Genomic DNA, 25,992 nt, shown 5'->3' with positions numbered 1-25,992 from the left:
TGGCCGAATCCGGCACTTCCTCTCCGAACTTTCACGTTTCACTTTGCCCGAAGGAAATCGTCAATCTTTTGGTCGTATCCGCCATCGACCCAATGATCGGTTTTCCCTTCTGCGGATGGCTTGATTGCTGAATCCTCAACCTCTTCGCCAAAAATCGAACAAACGTAGGCGCGCATCGCAGCGATTAACAGCGTTGGCCCGTACGCATGGAAGAATCCATCGGGGTTGCGCAACCACGCTTTATACGTGTTTCCGCCGCCATAGTGGTTGCCGGCTTCCAGCGTTAGATGCTCGCGTTCGAGAATCGGGCCTCCCTGCGCCCAGTCGGTCGACGGATGGAAGTCATAATCCCGGACATAAGAGGCATCGACCGTGGCGTATGTGGACCGGGCCATCCAAGCCTTGGCCACCCACAGGTCAAGCGTATCGCCTTCCAATTCTGTTACTCGCATCCCACCTCCTGGAGCGCTGAGGCTCGTCATCTAACCTGTTTGGATATACAGCGGCATGCGCCAAATGAGAGGATTCCACCTCTTCTGAATAGCACACTTCGATTCGAATAGCACAAATGAGAAAGGCCCCCAAGCTGGGAGCCTTATTTGACGCTGGCGGAGAGACGGGGATTCGAACCCCGGATAGGTTATTAACCTATACACGCTTTCCAGGCGTGCGACTTAAACCGCTCATCCATCTCTCCGGCGGGAGCCGAATTATAGCAAACTCTGGGGCCTGTGCCACCCCTACCCGAAAACGCCCCTCAAACATCGCGCAAACGCCTGCCCAGCGGGCATCCGAGCGCTTCAGGGATGGCGAATATAGTCCACCAGCGCCCGCGTATAAGCATCCGGCTTACGATCCAAGAGACTCACCACGATCGCCACCAGGAACCCCGCCGGCACCCCAAACACACCCGAACTGATCGGCTCAATCCCAAACCACCTCGCCCCTGCGAAGCCCGTCAACTGCGTGAAAAACGGATACGTCGAGACAATGTAGTAGACGCAGACCGTGAGTCCCGCCACCATCCCGGCCACCGCGCCGAGCCGGGTCGTGCGCTTCCAGAACACGCCTAGCACCAGCACCGGAAACAGACTGGACGCCGCCAGCGAAAACGCCGCCCCCACCAGAAACAGAATATTCCCTGTATTCAGCGACGCCACATACGAAGCAAACAGCGCCACCCCCAGCAACAAAATCTTGGAGATCGTCACCCTGCGCTGGCTCGATGCCGCCGGATCGACCATGTGATAGTAGACATCGTGCGAAAGCGCATTCGCAATCGTCAGCAAAAGACCGTCCGCAGTGGAAAGCGCCGCTGCCAGCGCCCCCGCCGCAATCAGCCCTGACATCACATACGGCAGCCCCGCAATCTCCGGCGCCGCGAGCACCACCATATCCGGCTGCATCTGGATCTCGCTCCATTGCACGATGCCGCTGTGGTTCGTATCGGCCACGCTAATCAGGTTCGGCTCGATCCTGAGCCACTGTGTCAGCCACTGCGGCAGATCGGCAAACGAGTGCCCCACGAGATTCGTCAGGATCTCGTACTTGATCAGCACCGACAACACCGGCACCGTCAGATAAAACAGCGCCACAAACAGCAGCGTCCAGCCAACCGAGCGCCGCGTCGAGGCCACTGATGTCGTCGTGTTATAGCGCGTCAGAATATGCGGCAAGCTCGCCGTGCCCAGCGACAAACACAGCAGCAACGACAGAAAATTGCGCTCGTGCGTCTGCCGGTCTTCCGCGCTGATCGCGGGGAACGGCTCGGTCATCGGCACCGGCGACGACGCACGCATCAGCAACGCCTCACGCTGCTGCGTCCAGACGATTCTTGCAGCGTCCGCGTCGCGCGGAAACAGATCAAGCGCACGCTCGCTCGTGTCGATGTCGCGCAGCGGGCCGTTATGCCGCCGCAAATCCGCGACCTGCTCGGTCAGTCGCGCTTTCGCATCCACAAACGATTGCGGCAGCCTGTCGATCTGCGTCTGCAGTCGCGCCGCCTGCACGCTGTAGTTCGCGCGCACGCTCTGGTCCTGTGGCGAGTTGCGCACCTGACGCTCGAGCGTTTCGACGCGCGCCATCAGGCGTCCGTAGTTGAATTGCGGCACCCACCCAAGGCCATCCTTGTGAGCAATCATCGAGACCGGAATCAGGATCGCTGCAATCAGGATGATGTACTGTGCCACCTGGGTCCACGTCACCGCGCGCATACCGCCGAGAAACGAGCACACCAGAATGCCCGCCAGTCCGCAGAAGATCCCGACCGCAAAATCGACGCCGATAAAGCGCGTCGCAATCAGCCCCACGCCCTGAATCTGCGCCACCAGATACACGAACGAGCACAGGATCGCGGATAGCGCGGCGAGTCCACGCACCGCGTTGCTCGAGAAGCGTGTGCCGAGGAAATCGGGAATCGTGTAGCGCGCAAGCTTGCGCACATACGGCGCGAGCAGGAACGCGGTCAGGCAATAGCCGCCGGTCCAGCCCATCAGATACGCGAGGCCGTCGTAGCCCGTCGCGTAGATCGAACCCGCGAGGCCGATGAACGACGCTGCCGAGAGCCAGTCGGCCGCCGTCGCCATGCCGTTGAACGCGGACGGCACTCGCCGTCCCGCGACGTAGTACTCCACGAGGTCGGAGGTACGCGACAGCAGGCCGATCACCGCATACACGGCGATCGGCACGAACAGGAACACGTAGCCGATCCACACGCCCGGCCCCGTCACCTGCTCGATGCGCCACATCACATAGATAAAGACCAGAAAGCCCAGCGTGTAGAGCGCGTATGAACGGATGAGCCGGTGCGTGAGCGTCATCGGCTCAGTTTCCGCGAGCTGCGGCGGAAACTGCCGCGCTCGCGCCCGCGTCGGCTTCCGTACGCGCATCCGCATCGAATGCGCGTTGCAGGATGCGGTCGGCCCGTTGCATCAGCACGATGTACACGACGATCAAGCCCACGTAGATCAGAATCGCCCCTTGCGCGCCGACGTAGAACGGCAGGCTAAAACCGGCGAAGCGCAGCTTCGATAGCGAGGGCGCCGCCAGCGGCACCACGAACGAGACGAGAAACCCGAGCGTCATCAACACGCCGATCAATACGACGTTGTAGCGCCAGTAGCGGCGATGCGCGCGCGCCATCGCTTCCGAGACGGGTGGCGGTTCGGGAGGTGGGTGAAGCGCGGACTGAGAGGGGGTATGCGGCGCGGCCATGCGCCTATGTATCAAAAAGGGACCGGGCAGGCAATCGGGATTGTCCGCGCGTGGGCCTGCGGATATCCCGGTGACCGCCGCCTGCGCCCGGCGGCAAGCGAAGGCTCGTCAAACAGAAACGGCGCATCGAAAGATGCGCCGTCGTTCGGGTAACTCAACCAGCCACCCAGTTCAACTCAGAACCTCAAAGCGACTCACCAAGCTGATCGAGAATCGCCGGGTTCTCCAGCGTCGAGACGTCCTGCGTAATCGCCTCGCCCTTCGCCAGCGAGCGCAGCAAGCGGCGCATGATCTTGCCCGAGCGCGTCTTCGGCAGGTTGTCGCCGAAGCGGATGTCTTTCGGCTTGGCGATCGGACCGATCTCCTTGCCGACCCACGCACGCAGTTCGTTGGCGATCTTCACCGCTTCCTCGCCTTCCGGACGCGAGCGCTTCAGCACCACGAAGGCGCACACGGCTTCGCCGGTCGTATCGTCGGGACGCCCCACCACCGCCGCCTCCGCGACGATCGGGTTGGACACCAGCGCCGATTCGATCTCCATCGTGCCGAGCCGGTGGCCCGAGACGTTGAGCACGTCGTCGATACGGCCCATGATCGTGAAGTAGCCGGTCTCCTTGTCGCGCACTGCGCCGTCGCCGGCGAGGTACAGCGTGCCGCCGAGTTCTTCCGGGAAGTAGCTCTTCTTGTAGCGGTCCGGGTCGCCCCACACGTTGCGCAGCATGGAAGGCCACGGACGCTTGACCACCAGAATCCCGCCCTGCCCGTTCGGCACGTCCTGGCCGGTCTCATCGACCACCGCGGCCATGATGCCCGGCAACGGCAGCGTGCACGAACCCGGCACCAGCGGTGTCGCACCCGGCAGCGGCGTGATCATGTGGCCGCCGGTCTCCGTTTGCCACCACGTATCGACGATCGGGCAACGGCCGCCGCCGACGTTCTCGTGGTACCACACCCAGGCTTCCGGATTGATCGGCTCGCCAACCGTGCCGATCACGCGCAGCGACGACAGGTCATAGCTCTTCGGGTGAATCTTCGCATCGGCTTCCGCGGCCTTGATCAGCGAGCGGATTGCAGTCGGCGCCGTATAGAACAGCGAGACCTTGTGCTTGGCGATCATGTCCCAGAAGCGTCCCGCGTTCGGCCAGGTCGGCACGCCTTCGAACACCACCTGGGTGCCACCGAGCGTCAGCGGACCATACGTGATGTAGCTGTGACCGGTAATCCAGCCAATGTCGGCGGTACACCAGAACACATCGGTGGGCTTCCAGTCGAAGGTCCACTTCAAGGTTTGCGCGGCCCACAGCAGATAGCCGCCGGTGCTATGTTGCACGCCCTTCGGCTTGCCGGTCGAGCCCGAGGTATAGAGGATGAACAGCGGATGCTCCGCGCCCACCCACTCCGGCGCGCACTGATCCGACTCGCCCTGGGTGATCTCATGCATCCACAGGTCGCGGCCTTCGTGCCATGCGATCTTGCCGCCGGTGCGCTGGTAGACGATCACGCTCTTGACGGCCTCGCAGCCGCCCATCGCCAGTGCTTCGTCGGCGATGTTCTTCAACGGCAAGGCCTTGCCGCCGCGCATCTGTTCGTCGGAGGTGACAAGCGCCACGGCGCCCACGTCGACCAGACGCTCATTCAACGACTTCGACGAGAAGCCGCCGAACACCACCGAATGCGTCGCGCCGATGCGCGCGCAGGCCTGCATGGCAACGATGCCTTCAATCGACATCGGCATATAGATCACCACGCGGTCGCCCTTCTTCACGCCGCGCTTTTTCAGCGCATTGGCAAAGCGGCTCACGCGCTGCAGCAGATCCTGATAGGTGACGTTGGTGACGGTGCCGTCGTCCGCTTCGAACACGATCGCGGTGCGCTGGCCGTGGCCGGCTTCGACGTGACGGTCGAGGCTGTTATATGAGGCGTTCAGTTCGCCGTCCTCGAACCACGTGTAGAACGGCGCTTTCGACTCGTCGAGCACTTTGCTGAAGGGCTTGTGCCAGCTCAGCGTCTCTTTGGCCAGACGCCCCCAGAAGCCTTCGTAATCGCGTTCCGCCTCGGCGGCGAGCGCCCGGTACGCGTCCATGCCGGAGATCGTCGCACCCGCCATTGCCTCGGCGGAAGGTGGGAAAACGCGGCGTTCCTGAAGAACCGATTCAATCGCAGACATCGACTACCCCTTGGTGAAGATGAAACGTAAATTCTGTGCCGGCGCGCCGGTGGCGCGCCATGTCATGGTGACGCTGCTTGGGTATTACCCGCGGCGCCTGTCTCCAACCCTCGCGCAGGGCTTCACCCCCTGCGCAGCCAACCGTTGAACCCGCATGCCGCACTGCAGCATGCGCATGCTCCAACGATCGACCCGTTCATCGATCACGATAAACGTCGCAACTTACCGGCCACTTACGCAGGCCTCCAGAACGGGATGCTACCCGCTTGGCCGTTAGCGTGTTGCCAGGGCGGGCTCGTCATCTAACGCGGCGCAAACCTCTGAAGCAAATGCCAAACTGGGCGTCAAACGCCTGTCGCCTCGTACGTGCCCTTTTACAATGCTAACTGAACTGGCCGGCCGGATTCCAGCACCGCCGGCGCGTTTGCCCGTCTCCGCCAGGTAAACCCGGGTGTGGCTGTACAATAGCGCGCCTGCCGCGGGGTTTTCCGCGCGCCTGTGCGTGCGCCTGTCTGCACTTTTGCCCGGTGCTCAGGCCATTGCGCCACCCGATCTCATCGCCCTGATTCTTGCCTATGTCCGCTTCGCGTCCCGATTCCGCTGGTAAAACGCGCCGCCCGATGCGCCCGCTGCCCGCCATCGTCTTCATGAGCCGCTGGCTCCAGGTGCCGCTTTATCTCGGCTTGATCGTCGCGCAAGGCGTCTACGTCGTCCTGTTCCTCAAGGAAGTCTGGCACCTCGTCACGGCCTCGATGACGCTCGACGAAACCAACATCATGCTGGTCGTGCTCGGCCTGATCGATGTGGTGATGATCTCGAACCTGCTGATCATGGTGATCATCGGCGGGTATGAAACTTTTGTGTCGCGCCTCGGCGTCGAAGGCCACCCGGACGAGCCTGAATGGCTCGACCACGTGAACGCCGGCGTGCTGAAGGTGAAGCTGTCGATGGCGCTGATCAGCATCTCGTCGATCCATCTGCTGAAGACCTTCATCAGCCCCGACCAGAATTCGACTCACACCATTATGTGGCAGGTGATCATTCACCTGGCGTTCCTGCTGTCCGCGGTCGTGATGGCCCTGGTCGATCGTCTGGCCACGCATACCCACCCGGCGCATTTCCATGAGCCGGCTGCACTGCAACCCGTTTCCACTCCCCTGAAGGCGCAAGACTGAGCGCGCAGCCCATGCAATCAGTACGAAAAGCGCCATTGTCCCCACTGAGCTAGCCATGACCGTCATCAAACAGGAAGATCTGATTCAGAGCATTGCTGATTCGCTTCAGTACATCAGCTATTACCACCCGCTCGACTACATCCAGGCCCTTGGCCGCGCCTACGAGCTCGAACAGAGCCCGGCGGCGAAAGATGCGATCGCGCAGATCCTGACCAACAGCCGCATGTGCGCCGAAGGCAAGCGCCCGATCTGCCAGGACACCGGCATCGTCACGGTGTTCGTGAAGGTGGGGATGGACGTGCGTTGGGACGGTGCGACGATGGGCGTCACCGACATGATCAACGAAGGCGTGCGCCGCGGTTACCTGAACCCGGACAACGTGCTGCGCGCCTCGATCGTGAGCCCGCCGGAAGGTGGTCGCAAGAACACCAAGGACAATACCCCGGCCGTGATCCACTACGAGATCGTGCCGGGCGAAAAGGTCGACGTGCAGGTTGCAGCCAAGGGCGGCGGCTCGGAGAACAAGTCGAAGTTCGCGATGCTGAACCCGTCGGACTCGATCGTCGACTGGATCCTCAAGACCGTGCCGACCATGGGCGCCGGCTGGTGCCCGCCGGGCATGCTCGGCATCGGCATCGGCGGCACCGCCGAAAAGGCGATGGTGATGGCGAAGGAATCGCTGATGGATCCGATCGACATTCAGGACATCATCGCGCGCGGCCCGCAGGACTGGATCGAAGAACTGCGCATCGAGCTGCACGAGAAGGTCAACGCGCTCGGCATCGGCGCGCAAGGTCTCGGCGGCCTCGCTACCGTACTCGACGTCAAGATCATGGCTGCACCGACGCACGCTGCATCCAAGCCGATCGCCATCATCCCGAACTGCGCGGCGACGCGTCATGCTCACTTCACGCTGGATGGCTCGGGCGTCGCCAAGCTCGAAGCGCCGTCGCTCGACGCATGGCCGAAGGTGCAGTGGGAACCGGACACGGAAAAGAGCCAGCGCGTCGATCTGAACACGCTGACGCCGGAACAAGTCGCTTCGTGGACGCCGGGCCAGACGCTGCTGCTGTCGGGCAAGATGTTGACGGGCCGCGACGCTGCTCACAAGCGTATCGCGGACATGCTCGCCAAGGGCGAAAAGCTGCCGGTGGACTTCACCAACCGCGTGATCTACTACGTCGGCCCGGTCGACCCGGTGCGCGACGAAGCGGTCGGTCCGGCTGGCCCGACCACGGCGACCCGCATGGACAAGTTCACCGAGACGATGCTGTCGCAAACAGGTCTCATTTCGATGATCGGCAAGGCCGAGCGCGGCCCGGTCGCCATCGAAGCCATCAAGAAGCACAAGGCCGCTTATCTGATGGCCGTGGGCGGCGCGGCATACCTCGTCTCGAAGGCGATCCGCAGCGCGAAGGTGCTTGCGTTCGAAGACCTCGGCATGGAAGCCATCTACGAGTTCGACGTGCAGGACATGCCGGTCACGGTAGCCGTCGATTCGAACGGCACCTCGGTCCACCAGACCGGCCCGAAGGAATGGCAAGCGAAGATCGGCAAGATTCCGGTCGCAACGGCTTAACCCCGTTTCAAAGCCCAACGTCAGTTGAGAAAGCCGGGGCCTACGGTCCCGGCTTTTGCATTTGATGGGACAGCTGCTTGTACGAGCTTGTGCGAATTCGTGCGAGCAAACCGTGACTCGCCACGGACATGTGTCAAAAAATGCTGCGATCCTTGGCTTTTTCGGGTCGGGCGTTTATTGTTGTTGAAAATTGAAATTCAGAGCCCCCACAAGGAAAAAATCATGCAAGGCGACAAGAAGGTTATCGAATATCTGAACTCTCAGTTGAAGAACGAACTGACCGCGATCAACCAGTACTTCCTGCATGCGCGGATGTACAAGCATTGGGGGCTTGAAAAACTCGGCAAGCATGAATACGACGAATCGATCGGCGAAATGAAGCACGCCGACTGGCTCATCGAACGCATTTTCATGCTGGATGGACTGCCCAATCTGCAAGACCTGCACAAGCTGCTGATTGGCGAGGAGACCAAAGAGATCCTCGAATGCGATTTGAAGCTCGAGCAGATTTCGCAAAGCACCTGCAAGGAAGCCATCGTGTATTGCGAATCAGTACGCGATTTCATCTCGCGCGAGATCTTCGTCAAGATTCTCGACGACACGGAAGAGCACATCGACTGGCTGGAAACGCAACTGGACCTGATCGACAAGGTCGGCATCCAGAACTACCAGCAAACCGCCATGGGCTCGATCGAGTCCTAAGCGGCCCAGCCCGTGCAACTCAAGATAAACTGCACGGGCTCGATCGTTTGCTCCTGTTTGCACCCTTGTCCGTTCCCGTGACTGCTCCCATGCATACTGCTTCGTCAGACGCAGGTCTTAACGCACCCGCGTCTTGCCCCGCCAGCGAGCCGCTGTCTGCGGCTCTGGCGGCTCATGCCCCGGTGGGCGTGTTCGACTCGGGCCTGGGTGGCCTGTCCGTGCTGCGAGCGGTGCGCGCGCAAGTGCCGGATGAAGCGATCATCTATGTGGCCGACTCACTCTACGCGCCCTATGGCGAACGCGACGACGACTTCATTGCCGACCGCACGCTCGCCATCGGCCAATGGCTCGTCAAACAGGGCGCCAAGGTGCTGGTGGTGGCCTGCAACACGGCGACGGCTCAATCCATCGCGCTGGTGCGCGAGCACTTGCCGATTCCGCTGATCGGCGTGGAGCCGGGCATCAAGCCGGCTGCCCAGCAGTCGAAAACCCGCGTGGCCGGCGTGCTCGCCACCCAGGTGACGCTGCGCAGCACCCGCTTTCAGGGCCTGCTGGAACGCTACGCCGCCGACTGCCGCTTTCTCTGCCAGCCTGGCCACGGACTGGTGCAGGCCATCGAACGCTGCGACGTCGGCTCGGCCGAACTGCGTGCGCTGCTCGACAGCTATCTGCAACCGATGCTCGATGCCGGCGCCGACACCCTGGTGCTCGGCTGCACGCACTACCCGTTTCTCGACGCGGCGATCCGCGATATCGTCGGCGACCGGATGACGCTGATCGACACCAGCGTGGCCATCGCCCGCCAACTGGAGCGCGTCCTCGACCAGCACGGCCTGCGCGCCGCAACGGATCAAGCCGTCGATCTGCCCCGATTTTGCTCGACCAGCGACGGCGCGCACCTGCAGCAGCTTGCCGCCACCCTGCTCCAGATCGAGGCGCCGGTGGAACAAGTGGTCATCCCCTCGCGGCGCACCCTCGCAGCTGACTCTCGGGCCGCTTAAAGCAGCTTAGAGCCGCTTAGAGCCGCTTAGGGCGGCCATCCAGGCCGGCCGCCTATTCGTGCCCTTAGTGCGGCTGCCTGGCGGCCACACCTCCCCTCGCCCTTCCCGCCCCCGCATCTGGCCCCATCCCAAACTGGGGTATCCCTGCTAACAGTCTGGTTTTGTTACAAAAATTCCCACAGGGTGCTTGCCAAACGCATCAAACATAATGATAATAATTCGCATTAACGTTAGCTATTGCGCCCCATCATGATTGTCTGCGTGTGCAAGTCTGTATCCGACCGGAAGATTCGCGCCTCGATCGCGGAAGGCGTCGACTCGTTCGACGAACTCCAGTTCGAGCTGGGCGTCGCCATGTGCTGCGGCAAGTGCGAAGAGTCCGTGCGCGACGTGATGGCGCAAAGCGGCGTGTGTGCGAGCCGCTGCGGCGTCGAGCATCATGCGCATCCGATGCCGGTGACGTTTTACGAACGCAAGGCCGCCTGATCCTACCGGCACGGCCTCCCGCCGTGCCTCGAGCGTTGCAGGCCCCACGCGCCTCACGCTTTAGTCCACTGCCGTCAGCAAGCCAGTACACGTACCAGCCAGCTACCGCTCACCCCGTAACAGGAGTTTGAGATGGAATTGCTGATTGGTTTCGTGACCACACTGTGCATTTCGCTGCTGATATTCCGAAAATGACGTTGCTTTGTCGTAGCCCCGGTATCGACGGCGCGCGGTCGCGCTAACATGCGCGCCTCGCATACCGTCCCAACCGGCCTCGCGCCGGTACTTGCCAGCCGTATGAATTCCCGTGCCGTAACGGCGACCGCCGCGGTTGTCGTGATCCACGTCGCGCTACTTGCGGTAGTGCTAAGCATGCGCCACGACGAGCCGGTTCGCCCGCTCGAATCGCGCACGATGACCGCCGAACTGTTGAGCCCCGCGCCTGTGGCGGCGCCGGCAGCCGTGCAATCGATCGCCCCGCCGCCGCCCAAGCCGACCCCGCCCGTCCCGCACCCGAAGCCGAAGGTTCAGGCGCACCCCACCCCGACGCCAAAGCCCACGCCGATGCCGTTGCCGCAAGCGGCGGCGCCCTCGTCTACGGCGCCCGCCGCTGCCGAGTCCGCACCGCCTGCTCCCGCAGCCCCCGTGGCGCCGGCCGCCGCCGCTGCGCCCGCGATCGGCCGGCCGACGATGGAAATCAGCGCGCCCAAGAACGTCGCGCATCTCGACTGCAGTATCGCGAAGCCCGACTACCCGGCCCTGTCGCGGCGCCGCGGTGAAACCGGTACCGCCTACGTCAGGTTCGTGGTGGGCCTGACCGGCAGTCTCGAGAACATCGAACTGAAAAAGAGCAGCGGCTTCGACCGTCTCGACGACGCGGCGCTCGCCGCCGTGCGCGCGACCACCTGCAAGCCCTATGTGGAAAACGGCGTACCGATCCGGGCCGCCTACACCCAGCCGTACCAGTTCGGCCTGGATGACTAAGCGCCTGGATCAGCGAGCGATTGAGCGGCCCGTGCAACTGAACGGCTCAAGCGGATTTTAAAAAAAGGAATTGCAATGCAGAACTACGGTTTGGCCCACGTCTGGGCACAAGGGGATTTCGTGACGCGCGGCATCGCGCTCGCACTGCTCATCATGTCGGTGCTGTCGTGGAGCGTGATCGTCATCAAGGCCTGGAACGTGATGCGTCTCAAGCGTCTGACGAAGAATGCCGAGGTGTCGTTCTGGCATTCGGACGACCTCTCCGACGGCGTGAAAAAACTCGGCGCCGGCGCCTCGACCCCGCAGGACAACCCGTTCCTCGCGCTCGCGCTGTCGGGCCAGGAAGCCGCGGATCACCATCACCAGACGCAACCGCATCTGCACGACCGCATGGACGTGTCGGACTGGATCACGCGCTGCCTGAAAGACACCATGGACGATAGCGTCGCGCGCATGCAGAGCGGTCTTGCGATTCTCGCGTCGATCGGCAGCACGGCGCCGTTCGTCGGCCTGTTCGGCACGGTGTGGGGCATTTATCACGCGCTGCTGGCGATCGGCGCAAGCGGCCAGAGCTCGATCGACCAGGTCGCCGGTCCGGTCGGCGAAGCGCTGATCATGACCGCGTTCGGCCTGTTCGTCGCGATTCCGGCCGTGCTCGGCTACAACGCACTGACCCGTGCGAACAAGGCAATCGTCACCAAGCTGAACCGCTTTGCCCACGGCCTGCATGCGTTCTTCGTGACCGGCGCGCGCCTGTCGTCGTCCAAGCGCGGCGACGGCCTGCGCCTCGCCACCCGCGCCAACTGATCAGCGAGGTACTCCGATGGGAATGAGCCCCTTCGCCAGCGACGAGGACGACGGCCTGATGAACGAAATCAACATGACGCCGCTCGTCGACGTCATGTTGGTTCTCCTGATCGTCTTCATGGTGACGATTCCGGTGATCCGTCACGCAGTGAAAATCGATCTGCCGCATGCGAGCAGCCAGAAAGAAGAGACCAAGCCGGTCCAGGTGAATGTGTCGGTAGAAGCCGATGGCACTGTGCTGTGGGATCAACAGAAGGTCAGCGGCGACGAACTGCGTTCGAAGATCGCCCAGGCCGCGCAAGCGAGCCCGCAACCTGAACTGCATCTGAACGCGGATCGCAAGGTGGCCTATGAAAAGGTAGCCGAAGTGATGTCGGCGGCGCAGGCCGGCGGCCTCACGAAGATCGGCTTTGTGACGCAACCCGTGAGCCACTAGAGTCCGGCTGGGCGCGACCTGGCAGGACGCAAACGGCCCTTGTTTTCAGGGCCCAAAGTAAAAGGCCTTCATCGTCGGATGAAGGCCTTTTTTTGTGCGCACTCGGCGCCTTCGGGCGGCGAGAACACCCGCCATCGGATGAGTAGCGAATGTCTCCACATGCGACAGCCGTGGTCGACACGGACAGCGCGATCAGCCCTATCAGGCTCGCTATGATAGCGGCCATGAGTTTTCGCGTAAGAGACTCCTTAGCGAAGGGATTTCAATATAAGCCCGTTGGCGCAGAGGTTCAAGCAAAGGCCCATTGAAAGTACTCATCGCTGGCGGCGCTTAAATGCGAAAACGATATGACGCTGTGCACATTGAACGCCGTCATGCAGGATGACTCGCCTCTTTGCAAGCCGCTCTTTCATGCTTGACGGTGCTTGCACACGCTTGCATAAAAGCCCGGGCAACGGCCTACGCGGTCGCCGGCACGATGACTTGCGCAGACTGGGTACGCTCTCCCGCTTTGCGCTTTTCTGCAGCGGTCGGGCATTCGCCCATGATGTGCTTGCCGGTATCGGGATCCAGCATCTCGACCAGATAATCGACGAACGCACGCACCGCGGGCACCATCCCCTGACGCGATACGAACACCGCGTAGAGCTGCGGCGACGGCAGCGTCCAGCCCGGCATCACCGGCGACAGTTGGCCCGCGCGCAAAGCGGCGCCATACATCATCTCGGGCAAGGCGGCGATGCCGACGCCCGCCAGCACCGCCTCGCGGATCGTCATCAGGTCGGCGCTCACCAGACGCGGCTCGTGTTCGAGCGCGTGCCGCGTACCGTCCGGCGAGATCAGCTGAAACACGTGACGGCCGTCGGTGGTCGGTGTGTCGAGCGTCTCGAAGCGGGCCAGGTCGGCCGGCAACAGCGGCGGTGCATTCTGTTGCAGCAGGCTCGGCGCCCCCACCAGCATCTGCTGCGTGCGCCACAACGGCCGCACTACGATGTTGGCGTTTTCCGGCGGCTCCGAGCGTATTCGCAGCGCAACATCGATCGAATCCTCGAACAGGTCGATGACGCGATTGGTCACGCGCATCACCACACGCACCTCCGGAAAGCGGTGCATGAATTCCGGCAGAATCTGCGACAGCAGCGTCTGCGAGATGGTGACCGGCACGCTCACTCGCACCGTGCCGCGCGGCGACGAGCGCAATTGCTGCACCACGTTGACGGCCGCCTGGGCCTCCGAGAGCATCGCCTGGCAATGCTGGTAGAACAGTTGCCCTGCTTCCGTCAGCGCGAGCTTGCGTGTGGAGCGCTGCAGCAAGCGCACGCCCAGCGACGCCTCCAGCTCGGTCAGGCGTCGCGACAGGCGCGACTTCGAGATGCCCAGCACCCGCTCCGCGGCGGAGAATCCACCGTGCTCGACGACCTGAGAAAAGTACATCAGGTCGTTCAGATTGTGTGAATCGATCTTCATCTCATCGTTCCATGAATAGAACAATCCATTGCGTGACGGTGGCTGGCACCTCGAAAAACGGTCCCTATAATAGCTCTATGTTTCAGAAATAACGCTATTCCCCATTTTTCAAGGTGACTTTTGATGAGCTCGACACGCACGATCGAACGCACGTATCCCGCGGTTCGCACGACCGAAGGCGGCGGCTTTATCGTCCACCGCCCGTTTCCGACCCGCAATCTGATGGACTTCGATCCATTTCTGCTGCTCGACGAAATGGGCCCGATCGACTACGCCCCAGGCGAGGCGAAAGGCGCACCGGACCATCCGCACCGCGGCTTCGAGACGGTCACCTATGCGCTGGAGGGCCAGTTCGGCCATAAGGATTCGGCAGGCCACTCGGGTACGCTGCACCCCGGCGACGTGCAGTGGATGACTGCAGGCGCCGGTGTGGTCCACAGTGAAATGCCGGATCCGGAGTTCGTGCGCACCGGCGGCCGGGTGCACGGTTTGCAGTTGTGGGTGAACCTGCCGCGCAACGACAAGATGATCGCGCCGCGCTACCAGGAAATACCATCGGCGCAAATTCCGGTCGCGACCTCCAAGGACGGCAAGGTTCGCGTGAAAGTGATCGCAGGCGAAGCGCTGGGCGTAGCGGCGGCCATCGAAACCCGCACGCCAATCCTGTATCAGCATTTCACGCTGCAGCCGGGCGCGAAGATCGAGCATACGGTGCCGGCCAACTACCGGGTATTCGCTTATGCGCTGTCGGGCAAGGGCTTCTACGGCGAGGCGCGCCGCGAAATCGGTGCGCAGCAGATGGTCGTGTTCGGCAACGACGGCGATACCGTGACCTTCGCCGCCGGCGAGGAACCGCTCGATGTACTGTTGCTGGGCGGTGTGCCGCTCAAAGAGCCGGTGGTACGCTACGGCCCGTTCGTGATGAACACTGAAGATGAAATTCGCCAGGCCGTGACCGACTACCAGGCTGGCCGCATGGGGCAGATTACCCACTAAAGTAAGCCTGCCCACGGCAAGCGGCGGCAGGCTTGCGCCTCGCATAAGATCGCCGCTCGCCGCCCTGGCTGGACAGGCCCTGCTGCGCCACGACGCGCGCGGCGCGAAGCCGGACAATTTCGTTCACAATAGCGGCTCGTGCCGCGCGCCGTAGCTCGCTGCGCCGCGCGGCGATTCCCGTCCCTGTTCAGGAGCGCGCATGGCAGAGTCCACCGTCACCGCCCACATCGGCTCGACGAATTTTCAGGTTCTTCTCGACGACGGCAAGCATACCTGGCTCGCCGACGAACCGGCGTCGCAAGGCGGCGGCGACCGCGGACCGGGCCCGGTGTCGATCTTGCTGTCGAGTCTCGGCGCCTGCACATCGATTACGCTGAAAATGTATGCGCAACGCAAAGGCTGGCCGCTCGCCGACGTACGTGTGACGCTCAAGATGACAACCAGCGACGAAGGCTCGACAATCGACCGGCAGATTGTGCTGGAAGGCGATCTGTCCGATGAGCAGCGCGAACGTCTGCTGCAGATCGCCAATGCGTGCCCGGTCCACAAGATCCTGACGCATTCGATCACGATCCGCTCGGGACTCGCGGTTGCCTGACTCGCCTGATTCAGCAGACTTGCCAGAGGGCGCGCCTGGCTGGCACGGACACATTGCACATGGCGCAGCGCCGCAAGCGCCCCCCCCCAAAAAAGGAAGCCTCCGTTTTGAATTTCGAACACCTTATCCAGATCAACGACCCGCTGAATCCGCTCGTTGAAACCCTGACCCGCGAGCAGTTGTGGGAAGGCCTCGTGCTGCGCGCCGAACAGCCGCAACTCTTCGTGCTGGGACTCGATACGTGCACGATCCTGTCGCGCACCGAGACCACGCTCGAGCGCGAGCTGCACTACGGAGAGGTGACGGTGCGCGACCGCGTCACGTTGCAGCCCGACCAGAGCGTGCGCTACGACATCCTCGCCACCGAAACCTACGTGGGCGGCTCGCTGACGATGACGATCGAGCAGCCCGACGAGTTGCAACTGTTTCTGCGCTTCGAGTACAGCACCACCCTGCCCGTCTCCGACGATGAAGATGCTCGTCAGACGCAGGAGATCGTCAAGTCGGCATACCGCGAGTCGGATATCGATACGGTGCGGCTGATTCGCCAATACGTGCAAGGCAAGGAGCCCGGCGCACTGCATTGAGCATGCTTTGAGCAACGGCGGAGGCGGCTATCGAAACATTAATCCGATGAATTTGCCGATCTTGTAAATGGGAACGATTATCATTTAGAATCACTCCATCGAATCGACAAACCGACGGAACGAATGAACGATCTCAACCGCTCTTCCACGCTTAGCCTGCGCCGCCCTGCGGCTGCGGCGCTAACCAGCCGTCCGAAAGCCAGCACCAGCGCCGCCGCGCCGCGGCAATCCGCCGAGCGCAGTCCCGCAGCGGCAGCAGCAGGAACCGCCGCGCCGGCAGTACGCAGCGAGACGCTGCTGCAAGGCCGCAGCCACGTCAACATCGTGCATAACGGCGAAACCTACCAGCTGCGCGCCACGCGTCTGGGCAAGCTGATTTTGACCAAGTAACGAGGTATCTACCGGGTATTGTGGGGACCACCTCCTCGAGAGGTGTTGGGCATTAGCCAGCCACGACGGCTTGCACGCGAGATCTAGACCCCTTCGTGCAACACACCAAGCCAGCCGTCGCAGCAAGCCAGGCCGCTTTTTTGGTTCTCACCCAATGCGGACAGGCGCATGAGCGCGTGTCGCAAAGCAACGATTGAACGAGTCGCACGACGAAGCCGTATGGATGGCAACATCCCACGGCTTTCGTGTTTTTGGCTTCGGCCATCGCTAGCGCTAGCGGATCGACGGCTGGCTCAGGCGGTTCCCAGCGCCGCAATGCCCGCGCGTGCCACGGCCGCATCCTGCTCCGATTTCACGCCGGACACGCCAATCGAGCCCACCACTTCGCCCTCGAAGACAATGGGCACGCCACCCTCCACCATCGCCACCAGCGGCGCGCTCAGGAAGGCGGTGCGGCCATTCTTGATAATGTCTTCATAGACCTTGGTTTCGCGCCGTCCGAGCACGGCTGTGCGGCCCTTGCCGATCGCCATTTCGACGGTGCTGGGCGCAGTACCGTCCATGCGGTGCAGATGGAGCAGATGACCGCCGTCGTCGAAGATCGCGACAGTCACGTGCCATTGGTTGGCCAGCGCGTGCGCTTCGGCAGCGGCGGCCATTTTCTTGACGTCTTCGTCGGTCAGTGCAGGTTTGGTTCTCACGGGCAGCCTCTTCGTTTCTGGGACACAACGACACAACGCGCCGCTAGCGTGTCCAGCCCCAGAACATCAGCCACCACGCACTATCGACGACCGCGAGTGCGGCGATAAACCATACCATCGCAAGGCCACGCTGGAAAAGCCGCGCACTGTAACGCCGCGTGACGAGCCACGCGAGCCATGCGCTCCACAGGTTGGCCACGGTCAGAATAGTAAGACGTAGATCGGTGGCCCACCACAGCGAGACATGTTCGGCGCGCAGCAGCGACAGCGTGGTCGCCGACAGCCCGAGAAACACCCCCGCGCCCGCCAGCGGAATCAGCCCTTGCGCGAGATGATGCAGCCGCACCGCGCTAAAGCGGCCCAGGCTTCGGGTTGCGCCCATCAGCAGCGCCACTAGGATCGTGCCGTAGACGAGCCCGGTGGCGACGATATAGACGATCACCAGCGTGCCGTCGAGCCAGGAAAATACGTCGTTCTGCTCAGGGTAGTGCGTGAACAGGAACCACGGCGCGTTGGTGTCGAGCGGCCAGGTGATATCGCGGTCCACCAGCCAAGTGGCGAGGAACATCTTCAGATCGACGAACCATGTCGACACGGTCCAATGAAACGCGCCGATCGCGATGCCGAGCAGGCCATACAGGATCAGCGCGGTATCCCACGCACTCGCCTGCTGGCCGCCGAGCTCCACCACTTCAGACGATGGCGCGCGCCACGTCAAGGCAATCGCGTCGCGGTGACCGCTGCAGCGGCCGCACATATGACACGCCGCAGCGCCCTTCATGTTGCGCAACGGCACGAGCGGCGCGCAGTTGATCGGAATCACGCGATGGCCGTGTTCACCCTCTGTGTACGAGCGGCGCCAGGCGTCCTCGTCGACCTTGTAGTGAAACGGCGCGAGCCGCGCCAGAAGCGAAAAGACCCCATTGACGGGGCACAGGTATTTGCACCAGACGCGTTTCTCGCGCCCGTACAGCAAGCCGATGATCATGGCGGCAAAGGTCGAGCCGCCGAGCACCAGCAGCACCGCCTTCGGGTACTGGTAGACGCTCACCATCTGGCCGTAAATGGTAGTGAGACCGAAGGCGACGAACGGCCAGCCACCCCAGCGCATCCAGCGCGGAATCGCCCAGCCGCGGCCGAATTTGCTGGCGAACTCGGCGAGCGCCCCTTCGGGGCACAGCACGCCGCACCAGACGCGGCCGAGCATCACCATCGAAAGCAGCACGAACGGCCACCAGATGCCCCAGAACACAAACTGCGCAGCAAGCGTCAGGTTGTTCCACAGATGCGCTGTCTCGTCGGGCAGCGGTATGAAAGCGGGCACCAGAATCAGGAACGCATATACCGCTACGACAACCCACTGGATGCCGCGAATCAGCCCGCCATGGCGCTGCATCCATTGGCCAGCTGCAGCGAGCCGGCCGGGCTGGCCGGAGCGCTTACTGGAGCGACTGAGCGCCCCATTCATGCTGCGCGCCCTGCCGCCTGCTGCGCCGGCCGCCGGTTGGCCCGGCGCACCAGCAGATACACGACGCCCCAATACACCGCGTAGGCGACCAGATTCATCAGTGCCGGATGGGCGCGATAGCCGGTCAGCGTGGCGACGAGCGAACCGAAGGTGCTCGAATCGTCGAGCAGCGCCGAGCTGTTCCACAGTTGATCCACCAGCGTGGGCAGAATTTCCTTGTCGATCAGCTTGTCGACACCGGTCTGGAACAAGCCCGCACCGAGGAATAGCAGCATGATTTCGGTGACGCGGAAAAAGAGCCGCCACGAGAAGAACTTGCCGCCCAGTTGCAGCACGTAGAAGGTCAGGAATGCGAGGCCAAGACCGATCGGCACAGCGAGCATCTGGCTGCCGTCCACATGGCCCGACTGGCCGAAGCCGAGGCCGTACAGGAAGATCACCGTCTCGCTGCCTTCCCGGGCGATCGCCAGCGCGACCAGCACGGCAATGCCCCACCAGTTCGAATCGCGCGTGCTCTGTTGCAGCGACTGCTCCATGTCGCGCTTGAGCGTGCGGCCGTGCTGCTTCATCCACAGTACCATCTGCACGATCAGCACGCACGCGACCAGCACCATCGCGGTCTGAAAGTAGTCCTGCGCATCGCCGGACAACACTTCGGTAAAGCCGATCAGCGCCGCGCCGAGCCCGATCGCCGCGAGGATGCCCACGCCGACACCCGCCCACAGATACGGCAAACCGCGCCGCGCGTCGTCGTCGCCATTTTTAAGCCACGCATACAGGATGCCGACGACCAGCAGCGCCTCGACGCTCTCCCGCCACACGATGAACAACACCTGACCCATCGAACTTCTCCTACTCGACTACTTCGCGACGATCACGCCCTGCGCCTGCTGGTGGAAATCGTCGAAAAACTTGTACTCGCCCGGCGACAGCGGCGCGATCACCACGAACGATTCCGCGCCCGGCGCGAGCACCTTCTCTTTGCGCAACTGGACGCTTTCGAACTCGGCGGCGCCCTTACCCGAGTTGCGCACTTCGATCTTGATGCGCTGGCCGGCCGGCACCTCGATACGTGCCGGATTGAGCTTGCCGTCCGTCATTTCCAGCTTGAAGGTCGGTAAGTCGGCCGCATGCGCAGCGCCGACGAGCGAACTCGTCATGGCGAGGATGGCGATCTTTCGATTGATTCTCATTGGCCCTTCCGGAAGACGCCGTGCGTCACGCAGTCCATTGTTTAGTACCCACCCTTCTTGCCGATGCCTGCGTACGTGAAGTCGTACTCGAGCGTGAACGGCTTGAACCACGCACCCACGCCGGTTTCCTTGTCGACGTGACGGCCGAAGGCCATGTGGCCGGTTTGCATCGGCGGCGCGATGAAAAGCTTCAGGTGGTATTTGCCGGGGCCTTGCAGCTTGACGTTGTCGCCATAATGCGGACCGTCGCTTGCCACCATGGCCATCAGGTCGCCTTTCTGCGTCTGGGTCGAGCCAGCCTTCGACAATTCGTAGCTCACCTGCAGATACGGCATCCAGTCGCCTTCGGCAAAACCGGTCGGGTTGTTCTTGACGGCGTGGATATCGGCTTCGAGGTGAACGTCCGAATCGGAGGCCTTGCGCATCATGCCTTCCGGCTCCATCGTGATCGGCTGCAGGTAGACGGCGCCGATTTCCATGCCGCCCTGGATCTGTTGCTTGCCGATCGGATATTCAGCGGCCGTTGCCGAGATCGCGGCCATTGCGGCGACGGCAGCCACGCCGCCGCGCAGAATTGAAGAAAACCGCATTGAAACTCCTTGTTTTTTAGACTGAGACGACGAAAAACAGGCTGAAAGTGGCGCATCGCATCCATGCAATCTTATTGCATCTCATTACTAACGTTAATGCGAACCATTCTCAATATTGGATGAAGTTTATCATTCTTCGGGGTTGAGAACAAATCAGGATGCCGTGAAGTCCTTGTAGGACAAGGATTTAGCAGAAAGCGTGGGCCGGGGATTTTCCGACAGAGCCGCCGGACGAAGCCTTACAGAATGGATTCGCCCGGGGTCAGAATGAGGCTGAGCGGCTACTGGACCGAAGAAGCGATCCAGCGGCGCGATACGTCGATCAGTTCGTGCCGGTCAGATGGTCGCCGACATTGGCGCCGAATACCCGCTGACGCAGCAGCGCCAGCTCGTCGCGCGTCTGAGCCGCCTTCTCGAATTCGAGGTTCTTGGCGTGCTCCATCATCTGCTTCTCGAGCCGCTTGAGTTCCTTCGACAACTGCTTCTCGGACATGTCCTCGAACTTGGCGCGCTGTTGCTGCTCCTTCAGTTCGGCACGCGCCTCGTCGACGTTGTAGACGCCGTCGATGATGTCCTTGATGCGCTTGACCACGCCGCGCGGCGTGATGCCGTTCTCGAGATTGAAGGCGATCTGCTTGTTGCGGCGCCGCTCGGTTTCGTCGATGGCGCGGCGCATCGAATCGGTGATGCGGTCCGCGTACAGGATCGCCCGGCCGTTCACGTTCCGCGCAGCCCGGCCGATCGTCTGGATCAGCGAGCGCTCGGCGCGCAGGAAGCCTTCCTTGTCGGCATCGAGAATCGCCACCAGCGACACTTCCGGAATGTCGAGCCCTTCGCGCAGCAGGTTGATCCCCACCAGCACGTCGAACGTACCCAGCCGCAGATCGCGGATGATTTCGACCCGCTCGACCGTATCGATGTCGCTGTGCAGATAGCGCACCTTGACGCCGTGGTCGGCGAGGAACTCGGTCAACTGCTCAGCCATGCGCTTGGTGAGCACCGTCACCAGCACACGGTCGCCCGCCTTGACGCGCTCGTTGATCTCCGAAAGCACATCGTCGACCTGAGTGCGCGCCGGGCGCACTTCGATCTCGGGGTCGACGAGGCCGGTCGGCCGCACCAGTTGCTCGGCCACCTGCCCTGCCGTCTTCTGCTCATAGTCGGCGGGCGTGGCGGAGACGAACACCACCTGGCGCATCTTGCGTTCGAACTCGTTGAACTTGAGCGGCCGGTTATCCAGCGCCGACGGCAACCGGAAGCCGTAGTTGACGAGGTTTTCCTTGCGCGCCCGGTCGCCGTTGTACATACCGTTCAACTGGCCGATCAACACGTGCGATTCGTCGAGCAGCATCAATGCGTCGCTTGGCAAATAGTCGACCAGGGTCGGAGGCGGCTCGCCCGGCGCGGCGCCCGAAAAGTGCCGCGAGTAGTTTTCGATGCCTTTGCAAAAGCCCAGCTCCTGCAGCATTTCCAGATCGAAACGGGTGCGCTGCTCGAGGCGCTGCGCCTCCACCAGCTTGCCGTCGCTGTAGAAAAACTCCAGCCGCTCACGCAGTTCGCTCTTGATCGTTTCCACCGCGCGCATCACGGTTTCGCGCGGCGTCACGTAGTGCGACGACGGGTAGACGGTAAAGCGTGGAATCTTCTGACGCACCCGGCCCGTCAGCGGGTCGAACAGTTGCAGCGTGTCGATTTCGTCGTCGAACAGCTCGACCCGCACGGCCATTTCCGCGTGTTCCGCCGGGAAGATGTCGATCGTGTCGCCGCGCACGCGGAACGCGCCACGCTGGAACTCGGTTTCGTTGCGGTTGTACTGCATCGCGATCAGCCGCGCGATGATGTCGCGCTGACCGATCTTGTCGCCGGTGCGCAGCGTCAGAATCATCTGATGATATTCGGACGGGTTACCGATACCGTAGATCGCCGATACCGTCGCCACGATCACCACGTCGCGCCGCTCCATCAGGCTCTTGGTGGCCGAGAGCCGCATCTGCTCGATATGTTCGTTGATCGACGAGTCTTTCTCGATGAACAGATCACGCTGCGGCACATACGCTTCCGGCTGGTAATAGTCGTAGTACGAGACAAAGTACTCGACCGCGTTGCGCGGAAAAAACTCGCGAAACTCCGAGTAAAGCTGCGCCGCGAGCGTCTTGTTCGGCGCGAACACGATTGCCGGCCGCCCGAGCCGCGCGATGGTGTTGGCCATCGTGAAGGTCTTGCCGGAGCCGGTCACGCCGAGCAGGGTCTGAAACGACAGGCCGTCCTCAACCCCTTCGACGAGTGTGTCGATGGCGGTGGGCTGGTCGCCGGCGGGCGGGTACGGCTGGTAGAGCTGAAACGGCGAGCCTTCAAACGTAACGAATTTCGACTCGTCGAGAGCGTCGTTGACTTCAGTCAGATGATGTTCGGACATGTGTGCGGCACCAGGGCCTGGGCAAAGGACTATTCTAGCGGTTTGCGCAAGCGCGGGCTGTGCGCGTGCCCGGCGGGTAAATTTGCCGAATGCGCACTACAGCCGGTCTTGTGAAGGTTACTGAAGGGCTACCGGAGCGCCACGCAACGGCGTTGTGCGCCCATCTGCCGGAGCTGATCCAGCGGGCAGCAGACGCTGCCCGTGTGTCGAATCTGGCGCCAAAGCGCTGTTTTACAAGCAAATAATCCATCGCCGTGGACAGGATGGGCCAAAAAACCCGCCAGGATTCGCTACAATGGCATGCTGCGCTCGCAGCTGCCGTCCCGAATTCGGCTTGTCCGAACCGCTTTGCCTGCCTGTGCCCGGCCTGCGTCACCGCAGCGCTCGCACACGCATTCACCGCCGGACCGCAGCCACGCCTGAAGCCGTCCCTCTTTTCACTACTGCCGAACCATCATGTCTCTGTTCTCCGCCGTCGAACTTGCTCCCCGCGACCCGATCCTGGGCCTGAACGAAGCTTTCAACGCAGATGCGCGCACCACCAAGGTCAACCTGGGCGTGGGCGTGTACTTCAATGAAGAAGGCAAGATTCCGCTGCTGCGCGCCGTGCGCGACGCAGAAAAGGCACGTGTCGAAGCGGCGCTGCCGCGCGGCTACCTGCCGATCGAAGGCATTGCTGCCTACGACGCTGCGGTACAGAAGCTGCTGCTCGGCAACGACTCGCCGCTGATCGCCGCGGGCCGCGTGGTCACCGCGCAGGCGCTGGGCGGCACGGGCGCGCTGAAGATCGGCGCAGACTTCCTGAAGCGCGTGAACCCGGCCGCCAAGGTCGCGATCAGCGACCCGAGCTGGGAAAACCACCGTGCGCTGTTCGAAAGCGCGGGCTTCGAAGTCGTCTCGTACCCGTACTACGACGCGAAGACCAACGGCGTGAACTTCGAAGCCATGCTGAGCGCGCTGAACGGCTACGCGGCCGGCACGGTCGTCGTGCTGCACGCGTGCTGCCACAACCCGACCGGCGTCGACCTGACCGCGGCCCAATGGCAGCAGATCGTCGAAGTGGTCAAGGCGCGCGAACTGGTGCCGTTCCTCGACATCGCCTATCAAGGTTTCGGCGACAACATCGAGGCGGACGCTGCAGCCGTGCGCCTCTTCGCGCTGGCTGAACTGAACGTGTTCGTCTCGTCGTCGTTCTCGAAGTCGTTCTCGCTGTACGGCGAGCGTATCGGCGCGTTGTCGATCATCACGAGCAGCAAGGAAGAAGCCACCCGCGTGCTGTCGCAACTCAAGCGCGTGATCCGCACGAACTACTCGAACCCGCCCACGCACGGCGGCTCGGTCGTCGCCGCGGTGCTAGGCTCGCCGGAACTGCGTGCCTTGTGGGAAACGGAACTCGGCGAAATGCGCGACCGCATCCGCGCTATGCGCAACGGTCTGGTTGAACGTCTGAAGGCAAGCGGCGTGGACCGCGACTTCAGCTTCGTCAACTCGCAACGCGGCATGTTCTCGTACTCGGGCCTGACGTCAGCGCAAGTTGACCGTCTGCGCGAAGAGTTCGGCATCTACGCCGTGGGCACGGGTCGTATCTGCGTGGCTGCGCTGAACACGCGCAACCTGGACGTGGTTGCCGGCGCGATTGCCCACGTTCTGAAGTAATGTCGTGAGGGAATGCGGCGCGCTTTAGCGCTGCGTCCCCTGCTTCGGCTTCGCTGTTAAAAAACGGCGCCCATTTTTATCTGGGCGCCGTTTTTGTTTGGTGCTGAACAACCGGAATGAAACGACCGCAGCATCAGCGCTTGTCGCGGTGAATGTCGTGCGTGACGAAACCGGCGTCGTTCTCAGGCATCGCCAGCCAGTCCGGTTGCGCCAGAGAAGCGCGGATGTCCTGCAAGCCGCTTTCCCAGTGTTCGCGCATGGTGGACAGGCCGAACTGGAAGTCCTTGAAATGCCCTTCGTACTCCTTCTGCCGGTAGATCAGATGGACGACGTTGTAGCGCTTCGAACAGGACAGTTCATCGGCAAGTTTGCACCAGGGATCGTCGCGATGCTCCGGCGCTACGCGGTCGAGCACCTCGCGCAAGACATGGCGGAAGCGTTGCGAACGCTGCAGCATGTCGGTCACGAGACGCGTGCGGCTCGAGTACTGGATGTCCTTCATACGGCCCTGCACGTCCGTAATATTGTCCGGCACGGGCCCGATGGCGCTCCACAGATCCACCTGAAACGCGAGCGTGTCACGACGGGGCGTAGTCTGTATCACTTCATAGAGCGGCGTGTTCGACATCAGGCCGCCGTCCCAGTAGTACTCCCCATCGATTTCCGTCGCACCGAAACCCGGTGGCAGCGAACCCGAGGCGATGAAATGCTCCGGCCGCAGCTTGATCCGCGTGTTGTCGAAGTACGCGAAGTTACCCGTACCGACATTCACGGCCCCCACCGAAACCCGCGTTTCACCCGAGTTGATCCGGTCGAAATCGCACAGCTTTTCGAGCGTCGCCTTCATGGGCGTCGTGTCGTAGTAACTGGCGTTTTGCGGTGGCCCGGACACGGTTGGCAGGGGCGTCGGGAAGCGCGGCACAAAGAAGCCCTTCTGCCCCTGAACGATCGCCCCGGTGGCCTGCAAGGCCGTGAAAGCCTTGCGGATGGTGTCGTTGGAGTTGAACAGCGCCTGCTCGATGAACGGCGGCAACGGCGGCGCGAAAGCCGGTTGACAGATCGTCTCCCAGAACTCGATCAGCCGTTCGACGCGATGCTCCGGCGCATTGCCGGCAATGATCGCCGTGTTGAGCGCACCGATCGAGATACCGGCGACCCAGTTCGGCCGGATGCCGGCCTCGTCGAGGCCCTGAAACACGCCGGCCTGGTAAGCGCCCAGCGCGCCGCCGCCTTGCAGCATCAGCGCGATGGTTTCGTACTGGGGCAAGTGGATATGGTGGTTGGCGCGAACGCCAGCCGCCGCTCCGGCGTGCTCGCCATCCCCGTCGCCGAGGGTGCCGGCACGCGCCCGCTTGACATTGCGTTGCGCCATAGCGGTCT

At 62.4% G+C, this 25,992-nt stretch carries 25 protein-coding genes and 1 tRNA gene; 13 read left to right on the top strand and 13 right to left on the bottom strand.

The window, feature by feature from the left end:
- Positions 1–38 precede the first annotated feature (38 nt).
- The 5 genes from BLQ92_RS17050 to acs all read right to left on the bottom strand — a co-directional run bounded on the left by BLQ92_RS17050 (position 39) and on the right by acs (position 5,380).
- Entirely contained in the window at positions 39–452 is a 414-nt protein-coding gene (locus BLQ92_RS17050; RefSeq protein WP_176860761.1) for a phage protein NinX family protein, read from the bottom strand.
- Between the two features lie 154 nt (positions 453–606).
- Positions 607–697 (bottom strand) — tRNA-Ser (locus BLQ92_RS17045).
- A 103-nt stretch (positions 698–800) separates the two neighbouring features.
- The gene (locus BLQ92_RS17040) at positions 801–2,819 is read right to left on the bottom strand and encodes a sodium:solute symporter family protein (protein ID WP_090685712.1); all 2,019 of its coding nucleotides are present in this window, start codon (positions 2,817–2,819) and stop codon (positions 801–803) included.
- A gap of 4 nt (positions 2,820–2,823) precedes the next feature.
- Positions 2,824–3,141: a DUF4212 domain-containing protein gene (locus BLQ92_RS17035; RefSeq protein ID WP_425194966.1), complete on the bottom strand. Its 318-nt coding sequence runs from the start codon at positions 3,139–3,141 to the stop codon at positions 2,824–2,826.
- 256 nt (positions 3,142–3,397) lie between these two features.
- Entirely contained in the window at positions 3,398–5,380 is a 1,983-nt protein-coding gene (acs, locus tag BLQ92_RS17030; protein WP_090685710.1) for an acetate--CoA ligase, read from the bottom strand.
- A gap of 620 nt (positions 5,381–6,000) precedes the next feature.
- Here acs and BLQ92_RS17025 point away from each other — a divergent pair.
- The 8 genes from BLQ92_RS17025 (at position 6,001) to BLQ92_RS16990 (ending at position 12,550) form a co-directional block, all read left to right on the top strand.
- Complete coding sequence (locus BLQ92_RS17025) at positions 6,001–6,555, top strand: TIGR00645 family protein (RefSeq protein ID WP_218133043.1); 555 nt, start codon at positions 6,001–6,003, stop codon at positions 6,553–6,555.
- A gap of 55 nt (positions 6,556–6,610) precedes the next feature.
- Positions 6,611–8,134, top strand: coding sequence for a fumarate hydratase (locus tag BLQ92_RS17020; RefSeq protein ID WP_090685708.1), 1,524 nt, complete (start codon positions 6,611–6,613; stop codon positions 8,132–8,134).
- A 222-nt stretch (positions 8,135–8,356) separates the two neighbouring features.
- Positions 8,357–8,836, top strand: coding sequence for a bacterioferritin (bfr, locus tag BLQ92_RS17015; RefSeq protein WP_090685707.1), 480 nt, complete (start codon positions 8,357–8,359; stop codon positions 8,834–8,836).
- 89 nt (positions 8,837–8,925) lie between these two features.
- On the top strand, positions 8,926–9,837 hold the full coding sequence (murI, locus tag BLQ92_RS17010; protein WP_090685706.1) for a glutamate racemase: 912 nt from the start codon (positions 8,926–8,928) through the stop codon (positions 9,835–9,837).
- A 249-nt stretch (positions 9,838–10,086) separates the two neighbouring features.
- The gene (locus tag BLQ92_RS17005) at positions 10,087–10,323 is read left to right on the top strand and encodes a (2Fe-2S)-binding protein (protein WP_090685705.1); all 237 of its coding nucleotides are present in this window, start codon (positions 10,087–10,089) and stop codon (positions 10,321–10,323) included.
- Positions 10,324–10,566: 243 nt separating this feature from the next.
- Positions 10,567–11,307 carry an energy transducer TonB gene (locus tag BLQ92_RS17000; protein WP_090685704.1) on the top strand — a complete coding sequence of 247 codons (741 nt, stop codon included), beginning with the start codon at positions 10,567–10,569 and terminating at the stop codon, positions 11,305–11,307.
- A 75-nt stretch (positions 11,308–11,382) separates the two neighbouring features.
- Positions 11,383–12,114 (top strand): MotA/TolQ/ExbB proton channel family protein, encoded by a 732-nt coding sequence (locus BLQ92_RS16995; protein ID WP_090685703.1) that lies wholly within the window; start codon positions 11,383–11,385, stop codon positions 12,112–12,114.
- Positions 12,115–12,130: 16 nt separating this feature from the next.
- Positions 12,131–12,550, top strand: coding sequence for an ExbD/TolR family protein (locus tag BLQ92_RS16990; protein ID WP_090685702.1), 420 nt, complete (start codon positions 12,131–12,133; stop codon positions 12,548–12,550).
- A gap of 459 nt (positions 12,551–13,009) precedes the next feature.
- On the opposite strand, the gene BLQ92_RS16980 is transcribed toward BLQ92_RS16990, so the two are convergent.
- Entirely contained in the window at positions 13,010–14,017 is a 1,008-nt protein-coding gene (locus BLQ92_RS16980; protein ID WP_090685700.1) for a LysR family transcriptional regulator, read from the bottom strand.
- A gap of 123 nt (positions 14,018–14,140) precedes the next feature.
- On the opposite strand from BLQ92_RS16980, the gene BLQ92_RS16975 reads away from it, so the two are divergent.
- From BLQ92_RS16975 to BLQ92_RS16960, 4 genes are all read left to right on the top strand, one after another.
- Complete coding sequence (locus BLQ92_RS16975; protein WP_090685699.1) at positions 14,141–15,013, top strand: pirin family protein; 873 nt, start codon at positions 14,141–14,143, stop codon at positions 15,011–15,013.
- A 199-nt stretch (positions 15,014–15,212) separates the two neighbouring features.
- Positions 15,213–15,611: an OsmC family protein gene (locus BLQ92_RS16970; RefSeq protein ID WP_090685698.1), complete on the top strand. Its 399-nt coding sequence runs from the start codon at positions 15,213–15,215 to the stop codon at positions 15,609–15,611.
- Between the two features lie 107 nt (positions 15,612–15,718).
- Positions 15,719–16,198, top strand: coding sequence for an SRPBCC family protein (locus BLQ92_RS16965; RefSeq protein ID WP_090685697.1), 480 nt, complete (start codon positions 15,719–15,721; stop codon positions 16,196–16,198).
- A gap of 123 nt (positions 16,199–16,321) precedes the next feature.
- Complete coding sequence (locus tag BLQ92_RS16960) at positions 16,322–16,588, top strand: hemin uptake protein HemP (protein WP_090685696.1); 267 nt, start codon at positions 16,322–16,324, stop codon at positions 16,586–16,588.
- 293 nt (positions 16,589–16,881) lie between these two features.
- Here BLQ92_RS16960 and BLQ92_RS16955 read toward each other — a convergent pair whose 3' ends face one another.
- From BLQ92_RS16955 to uvrB, 6 genes are all read right to left on the bottom strand, one after another.
- The gene (locus BLQ92_RS16955) at positions 16,882–17,289 is read right to left on the bottom strand and encodes a GlcG/HbpS family heme-binding protein (protein ID WP_090685695.1); all 408 of its coding nucleotides are present in this window, start codon (positions 17,287–17,289) and stop codon (positions 16,882–16,884) included.
- 43 nt (positions 17,290–17,332) lie between these two features.
- Positions 17,333–18,757, bottom strand: a complete 1,425-nt coding sequence (locus BLQ92_RS16950; protein ID WP_090685694.1) for a 4Fe-4S binding protein — start codon at positions 18,755–18,757, stop codon at positions 17,333–17,335.
- Positions 18,754–19,599: an FTR1 family iron permease gene (locus BLQ92_RS16945; protein WP_090685693.1), complete on the bottom strand. Its 846-nt coding sequence runs from the start codon at positions 19,597–19,599 to the stop codon at positions 18,754–18,756. The genes BLQ92_RS16950 and BLQ92_RS16945 overlap by 4 nt, the downstream gene beginning before the upstream one ends.
- Before the next feature lie 18 nt (positions 19,600–19,617).
- Positions 19,618–19,950, bottom strand: coding sequence for a cupredoxin domain-containing protein (locus tag BLQ92_RS16940; RefSeq protein WP_090685692.1), 333 nt, complete (start codon positions 19,948–19,950; stop codon positions 19,618–19,620).
- Positions 19,951–19,991: 41 nt separating this feature from the next.
- The gene (locus tag BLQ92_RS16935) at positions 19,992–20,540 is read right to left on the bottom strand and encodes an iron transporter (RefSeq protein WP_090685691.1); all 549 of its coding nucleotides are present in this window, start codon (positions 20,538–20,540) and stop codon (positions 19,992–19,994) included.
- 322 nt (positions 20,541–20,862) lie between these two features.
- Positions 20,863–22,956 carry an excinuclease ABC subunit UvrB gene (uvrB, locus tag BLQ92_RS16930; RefSeq protein WP_090685690.1) on the bottom strand — a complete coding sequence of 698 codons (2,094 nt, stop codon included), beginning with the start codon at positions 22,954–22,956 and terminating at the stop codon, positions 20,863–20,865.
- A gap of 456 nt (positions 22,957–23,412) precedes the next feature.
- Between uvrB and BLQ92_RS16925 the strand changes: the two genes are divergently transcribed.
- Positions 23,413–24,612 carry an amino acid aminotransferase gene (locus tag BLQ92_RS16925; protein ID WP_090685689.1) on the top strand — a complete coding sequence of 400 codons (1,200 nt, stop codon included), beginning with the start codon at positions 23,413–23,415 and terminating at the stop codon, positions 24,610–24,612.
- A gap of 133 nt (positions 24,613–24,745) precedes the next feature.
- Here BLQ92_RS16925 and BLQ92_RS16920 read toward each other — a convergent pair whose 3' ends face one another.
- A complete protein-coding gene (locus BLQ92_RS16920; RefSeq protein WP_090685688.1) occupies positions 24,746–25,984 on the bottom strand; it encodes a DUF3734 domain-containing protein in 1,239 nt (412 codons plus the stop codon).
- Positions 25,985–25,992: the final 8 nt, after the last annotated feature.

It is taken from the genome of Paraburkholderia phenazinium, assembly GCF_900100735.1.
Classification (GTDB): Bacteria; Pseudomonadota; Gammaproteobacteria; order Burkholderiales; family Burkholderiaceae; genus Paraburkholderia; species Paraburkholderia phenazinia.
The sequence above is the reverse complement of the archived record's forward strand: the minus strand, read 5'-3'. Positions and strand labels throughout refer to the sequence as shown.